The following is a 6,245-nucleotide window of genomic DNA, read 5'->3' as shown; positions in this document are numbered from 1 at the left end:
CTACCAAGGTGGCCACAACGCGGGTCACACCCTGGTGATCGACGGCGAAAAAACCGTCTTGCACCTGATCCCGTCGGGCGTGCTGCGCGAAGGCGTGCAGTGCCTGATCGGCAACGGCGTGGTGGTTGCACCGGACGCTCTATTGCGCGAGATCATCAAGCTGGAAGAGAAAGGTGTACCGGTGCGCGAGCGCCTGCGTATCAGCCCTTCCTGCCCGCTGATCCTGTCCTACCACGTCGCGCTGGACCAGGCGCGTGAAAAGGCCCGTGGCGAGCTGAAGATCGGTACGACCGGTCGCGGCATCGGCCCGGCTTACGAAGATAAAGTCGCCCGTCGCGGTCTGCGCATCGGTGACCTGTTCCATCGTGAGCGTTTCGCCGCCAAGCTGGGCGAGTTGCTGGATTACCACAACTTCGTCCTGGTCAATTACTACAAAGAGCCGGCGATCGACTTCCAGAAGACTCTCGACGAGTGCATGGAATACGCCGAGCTGCTCAAGCCGATGATGCTCGACGTCACCGCCGAGCTGCACGAGCTGCGTCGCGCTGGCAAAGACATCATGTTCGAAGGCGCCCAAGGCTCCCTGCTGGACATCGACCACGGGACCTACCCGTACGTCACCAGCTCCAACACCACCGCGGGCGGCATTGCCACCGGTTCGGGTTTCGGTCCGATGTACCTGGATTACATCCTCGGCATCACCAAGGCCTACACCACTCGCGTCGGTTCGGGTCCGTTCCCGACTGAGCTGTTCGACGACGTTGGCGCGTTCCTGGCCAAGCGTGGCCACGAGTTCGGCGCTACCACCGGCCGTGCCCGTCGTTGCGGCTGGTTTGATGCCGTCATCCTGCGTCGCGCCATCGACGTCAACAGCATCTCGGGCTTGTGCCTGACCAAGCTGGACGTGCTGGACGGCCTGGAAACCATCAACATCTGTGTTGGCTACAAGAACCAGGATGGTGCAGTGATCGACGCACCGACCGACGCCGACAGCTACATCGGCCTCGAGCCAGTGTACGAAGAGATGCCAGGCTGGACCGAATCCACCGTCGGCGCCAAGACCCTGGAAGAGCTGCCGCAAGCCGCTCGCAACTACATCAAACGCGTTGAAGAGTTGGTCGGTGCGCCGATTGACATTATTTCGACGGGCCCGGACCGCAACGAAACCATCGTTCTGCGTCATCCGTTCGCTTAATAAGTCGTTGATGTAAAACACAAAGGCCCCTTAATCGGGGCCTTTGTCGTTTATGCCTGTTGGGCGGCACGACCTTTGCTGTAATTATGCCTTCTGGCGTGCCATCAATTTAATGGCGTCAAAGCAGAGGGATAATCCCGTGTCAGCCATTCTCTCACTGTTACAAAGCCGTCTTCTGCGGCCTGTGTTCGTTACCCTTGGTATCGCCCTTTTGGTGCAAGTGCTGGTCGCCGTCGCCCTGACCCGGAGCACAGTCACCGCGCTGGAGGCCGATCTAGGCGTGCGCCTGGGTGCCGACAGTCAAAAACTCTCCGGCGAACTGGAGCAGGCGGGGCGTGAAGTCACGTCGAGCCTGGACAGCCTTTCGACCAATACCCGTCAGCGACTTACCGCCGGCCTGTCCTCGCGTCTGAAGGACGAGCAGGCGCAATTGCGTGGGACATTGGAAAAAGACCTGAAGGACTCCGCCAATGATATGGCGCAGCTTCTGGCCTCGGTCGCACCCCGCGCCATGTGGGACAGCGACGTTCCAACCCTGTCCGAATTCGCCCGTCGGGCCCAGCGCAATCCGAACGTGTTGTTCGTGATCTACGACGACGCCACCGGACAGCACCTGACCCGCTATTTGAATCGCGAGAACCCGATCAACAAAGCACTGCTGGAGAAAGGCCAGGGCGAGCGCGCGTTGGATAAAGTGCTGGATGCGGCGAAGAACGATCCATCGGTCTACTACCTCGAAGCTTCGATCAGCCCCAATGGCGTGGAAATCGGCAAGGTCTTGATGGGCGTTTCTACCGCTTCGGTGGAAGTCGATCTGGCGGCCCTCGACAAGCGATTCACCGCGCTGATCGCCAGCAGTGATCAACTGGTCGGCGACAGTCTCAAAGGCGCGGCGGCTGATAGCGCAGCGGCGATGGGCGCGCGTCTAAAGTCGGCGCAGTCCACGGCCTCTGAAATGCAGGCCAACACCACCAGCACCGTGCAGCAAGCGGCGGGCACTCTGCGCTGGCGCATCGGCATGGGCCTGGCGGTGGTAGGTTTCGGCGTGTTACTGCTGCTGGCCGTGGTGCTGGGTCGTCGCGTGGTCAATCGCCTGAAAATGCTGATTGCCGCCATGGATGATCTGGCGGCGGGCGAGGGTGACCTGACCAAGCGTGTGCAGATCAACAGCAAGGACGAAATCGGCGACATGGCCTCGGCGGTCAATCGCTTTGTGGATAAGTTGCAGCCGATCGTGCGTGAGGCGGGCGACGTGGCTCAGCGCACCGGCGTGGAAATCGGCGCCATGACCTTGCGCAATGCCGGGGCCGATGCGGCTGCGGGCATGCAGCGCGATGAAGTGGCCGAGAGCCTGCGCGCGTTGTCGCAAATGGCTGATGAGGCGCAGTCGGAAAGCCATGCGATGCAAGCAGCCTTGCAGCAAGTGGTGGATATTCGTTCCGCCACCGATGAGAACACCCGGACCTCGGCGAAAGTCGGCAGCTTGATCGAAGCGTTGGCCGGGCAGGTCGACACCGGAGCGAAGGTGATCGAGCGTCTGGCGCAGCAAAGTGAACAGATTGAAGTGGTGCTGACGGTGATTCACGGGATCGCCGAGCAAACCAACCTGCTGGCGCTGAACGCGGCTATCGAAGCGGCGCGAGCCGGCGAGACCGGTCGCGGATTTGCCGTGGTGGCGGACGAAGTCCGGGCGTTGGCGAGCAAGACGCAAAGCTCTACCGGTGACATCCAGGCGCATATCGTGGCCTTGCAACAAGGCGCGCGTGAGGCGGTAGCGGCGATTGGTCAGGCCGGGCGCCAGGCCAGCGAAGGTTTGCTGGTGTTGCGTGACAGCGCGCGGTTGCAGCAGTCGGTGCAGGCGTCGGTTGAGCAGGTGCACGCGGCGATTGGTTTGGCGACACAAGCAGCGGCGCATCAGGCTCAGGGCGCGCAGGCAGTGCGTGGTCGGGTTGAGACCATTCATGCGCAGGCTGAGAAAGCGGCTCAGGCAGTGGTAGAAACCACGGCCAGCGGCAAGGTGCTGGATGGGTTGGCAGCGCAGTTGAAGGCAAGCCTGGGGCAGTTCAGGGCTTAGGATTTTCTCTGTCTGGGCGGGCCTCTTCGTGAGCAAGCCCGCTCCCACATTGGAATGCATTTCAAATGTGGGAGCGGACTTGCTCGCGAAGGCGATCTCAACGGCTCAAATACATCCGCGTCGTCAGCAGATAAACCGGCAACCCCGACACCAAAATCAACAACGCCGCATAAGGCGCCGCCGCCGCAAACTCCACGTTCGCGGTATGCGCCCAGACTTCCGTCGCCAACGTATTCAACCCGGTCGGGCTCAGCAGCAGCGTTGCCGTCAGTTCCTTCATTGCATCCAGAAACACCAGCGCAAACGCCGCGCCCAATGCCGGGAAGATAATCGGCAAGGTCACCCGGCAAAACGCACTGAGCGACGACGCGCCCAGCGTGCGAGCGGCCTCTTCCAGTTGCGGCGCAGCTTTGTTCAGTGCGGTGCGAATCGGCGCCTGAGCCAGCGGCAGGAACAGCAGCGCATAAGCGATCAGCAACAACATCGACGTCTGGTACAGCGCCGGCAAGTAGTGCAGGGCGAAATACACCAGGGTCAGCGCAATCACCAAACCTGGCAGCGCGTGCAGCAGATAGGGCAGGCGCTCGGCCCAAATGGCCAGTTGGCCTTTGTAGCGCACCACCAGCAACCCAACCGGCACCGCCAGCACCAGACACAACGCCGCGCCACCCAGCGACAACGCCAGGGACGATAGCAATGCCTCGCTGATCGCTGCCACCGGGAAGGCTGCTGAAGAGCCGACTGCCAGCCAATACGCCAGCATCCCCAGCGGAATGCCGCTGCCGATGATCGCCAGCGCCAGACAATAAACCTGTCCGGCGGCGGCCCAACGCCCCAATTGAACCTGTTCCGCATGCCGCGCCGCGCCCTGGCCGGTGCGCACATGTCGGCCCTTGCCGCGAACCCGCAATTCCAGCCACAACAGCACCAGGCACAGCGCCAAAAGTACTGCCGACAGCATCGCGGCATTGGCGTTGCTGAATTCCAGTTCGAACTGTTGATAGATCGCCGTGGTGAAGGTTTGCAGGCCGATGATCGATAGCGCGCCAAACTCCACCAGCATGTGCAGCGCAATCAGCAGCGAGCCGGCCAGAAGTGACGGCCAGAGCAGCGGCAGGGTGATCCGGAAAAACACGCCCCAGCGATTCTGCCCCAGGGTGCGAGCGGACTCTTCCAGCGAAGGATCAAGATTGCGCAAGGTCGCCGCCACCGGCAGAAACACCAACGGATATTTGGACAGGGTCATCACCAGGATCGCCCCGCCCAAGCCTTCGAAATGCGCGCTGAGGGAAACCCAGGTAAAGCTGCTGACAAACGCCGGCACGGCAAACGGCAAGCACAGGATCACGCCCCACAGCCGCCGTCCCTTCAGATTGCTGCGCTCCAGCAGCCAGGCCAGGGACAAACCGATCACGCCACACGCCACGGTGACGCCGACCATCAGCGACAGCGTGTTGCGCAGCAGGCCAAACACATACGGCCGCCACAGCAGATGCAATGCCTCCGCCCAACCGGCCTGCCAGGTCTTGAGTCCGACATACGCCAGCGGCAACAGGCTGAGCACTACCAGCAGCAACACCGGCAGCAGCAACCAGATCGACGGCCGTTTGCGCCGTGGCACGTAACCCCCGCGCGCGGCAGGGGCGGATAGCGACGCACTCATCAGTTCAAGCCAACGTCACGTTCCAGGTCCAGGGCTTCTTCGGCATTGCCGAGGTCGGCTGGCGTGACTTTCGGCGCTTCGAGTTCGCTGAACGGCTTGAGCCCGCGATCCGATTCCATGCCTTTGTGCAGCGGGTATTCGGCGGTGGTCTGGGTGATCACGCGCTGACCTTCTTCGCTGGCCATGTAGGCGAGCAATTGCTGGGCTTCTTTTGGATGTTTGCTGGACTTCAGCACGGCAGCGCTGGAAACCGTGATCAAGCCGCCGACGTCGCCGCCGGTGAAGTAATGCAATTTCGAGTCGAGCTGGCCTTTTTCACGTTGCAGGGCGAACCAGTAATAGTTGTTCACCAGCACGGTGGCGACTTCGCCGTTTTCCACGGCTTTCAGTGCAACCATGTTGTTGCTGTAGACCTTGCCGAACGCGCGCAGGCCGGTCAGCCATTCTTCGGCCGCGTCCATGCCGTGGGTCTTGATGATCGCCACGGCTTGTTCCTGAAACGCACCGCTGGTGGGTACGAAGCCGACCTTGCCTTGCCATTTCGGATCGGAGAATTCCATGACCGACTTGGGCAGATCTTTTTCGTCGATCAGTTTCGGGTTGAAGGCGACTACGCGGACCCGGGCGGTAATGCCGATCCAGGTGCCGTTGCCGGCGACGTAATCTTTCGGCAGGACGGCGAGGGTGGCGGCGTCGGTCTGGGCCAGCAGGCCTTGTTCGCCGAGTTTGTTCAGCGGCGGCGATTCTTCGGTGTAGATCACGTCGGCGGGGGAGCGATCGCCTTCTTCAACGACCTGGCTGGCGAGTTGGTTGCTGCTGCCCTTGCGCACGTTGACGTGAATCCCGGTCTTGGCTTCGAAGGCTTTGGCGACGGCGTCGCCGACTTCCTTGTGTTGACCGTTATAGAGCGTCAGGGCAACCGGGTCGGCGGCTTGGGTGAGGGGAGTGGCGAGAGCCAGGCCGAGGAGGGTAAAGGTCAGTCCTCGGCGCAGGGTATTTCGAAACATCATTCGCAGGGTTCCTCACTGTCGCATTGCAAAAACTTGCAACAATGATAAACGATATTGTTTCTCAAGTGCGCCTTGCGGGGCAGGGAAGGCTCTGCTAGAGCGGTTGTCGCAGTCCTTGTGGGAGAGGGCTTGCTCGCGAAGGCGGCGTGCCGGTCGACATTGATTTGTCTGATACACCGCTTTCGCGAGCAAGCCCGCTCCCACAAGGGGTCGATGTTGGCTGAAAGTTTTTGAAAGCCAGAAACGCAAAAACCCGCTTTCGCGGGTTTTTGTGAAATTCCAGATCGACTCTGAAATTTGAAT

At 61.2% G+C, this 6,245-nt stretch carries 5 protein-coding genes; 2 read left to right on the top strand and 3 right to left on the bottom strand.

Annotated features, from left to right (window positions below; translation table 11 throughout):
• Both ACIQY3_RS15450 and ACIQY3_RS15445 read left to right on the top strand, forming a co-directional pair.
• Positions 1 to 1,195: adenylosuccinate synthase (locus tag ACIQY3_RS15450; protein WP_403020814.1), on the top strand; the 1,195-nt coding region annotated here is incomplete at its 5' end.
• A gap of 139 nt (positions 1,196 to 1,334) precedes the next feature.
• Positions 1,335 to 3,269 carry a methyl-accepting chemotaxis protein gene (locus tag ACIQY3_RS15445; protein ID WP_163908009.1) on the top strand — a complete coding sequence of 645 codons (1,935 nt, stop codon included), beginning with the start codon at positions 1,335 to 1,337 and terminating at the stop codon, positions 3,267 to 3,269.
• 97 nt (positions 3,270 to 3,366) lie between these two features.
• Here ACIQY3_RS15445 and ACIQY3_RS15440 read toward each other — a convergent pair whose 3' ends face one another.
• The 3 genes from ACIQY3_RS15440 to ACIQY3_RS15430 form a co-directional block, all read right to left on the bottom strand.
• Entirely contained in the window at positions 3,367 to 4,932 is a 1,566-nt protein-coding gene (locus ACIQY3_RS15440) for an ABC transporter permease (protein ID WP_403020810.1), read from the bottom strand.
• Positions 4,932 to 5,942: an extracellular solute-binding protein gene (locus tag ACIQY3_RS15435; RefSeq protein ID WP_403020804.1), complete on the bottom strand. Its 1,011-nt coding sequence runs from the start codon at positions 5,940 to 5,942 to the stop codon at positions 4,932 to 4,934. The genes ACIQY3_RS15440 and ACIQY3_RS15435 overlap by 1 nt, the downstream gene beginning before the upstream one ends.
• 12 nt (positions 5,943 to 5,954) lie before the next feature.
• Positions 5,955 to 6,245 (bottom strand): hypothetical protein (locus ACIQY3_RS15430; protein ID WP_403020802.1); only part of this gene is annotated, 291 nt, incomplete at its 5' end.

This window comes from Pseudomonas sp. NPDC096950 (genome assembly GCF_044762525.1).
In the GTDB taxonomy this organism is placed as follows: domain Bacteria; phylum Pseudomonadota; class Gammaproteobacteria; order Pseudomonadales; family Pseudomonadaceae; genus Aquipseudomonas.
This window is presented reverse-complemented; position numbering and strand designations above follow the sequence as displayed.

What these genes read in the sequence shown, in the direction of transcription:
- ACIQY3_RS15435 (WP_403020804.1), bottom strand. Translation starts at nt 5,942, where the DNA reads ATGATGTTTCGAAATACCCTGCGCCGAGGACTGACCTTTACCCTCCTC.
- ACIQY3_RS15440 (WP_403020810.1), bottom strand. Translation starts at nt 4,932, where the DNA reads ATGAGTGCGTCGCTATCCGCCCCTGCCGCGCGCGGGGGTTACGTGCCA.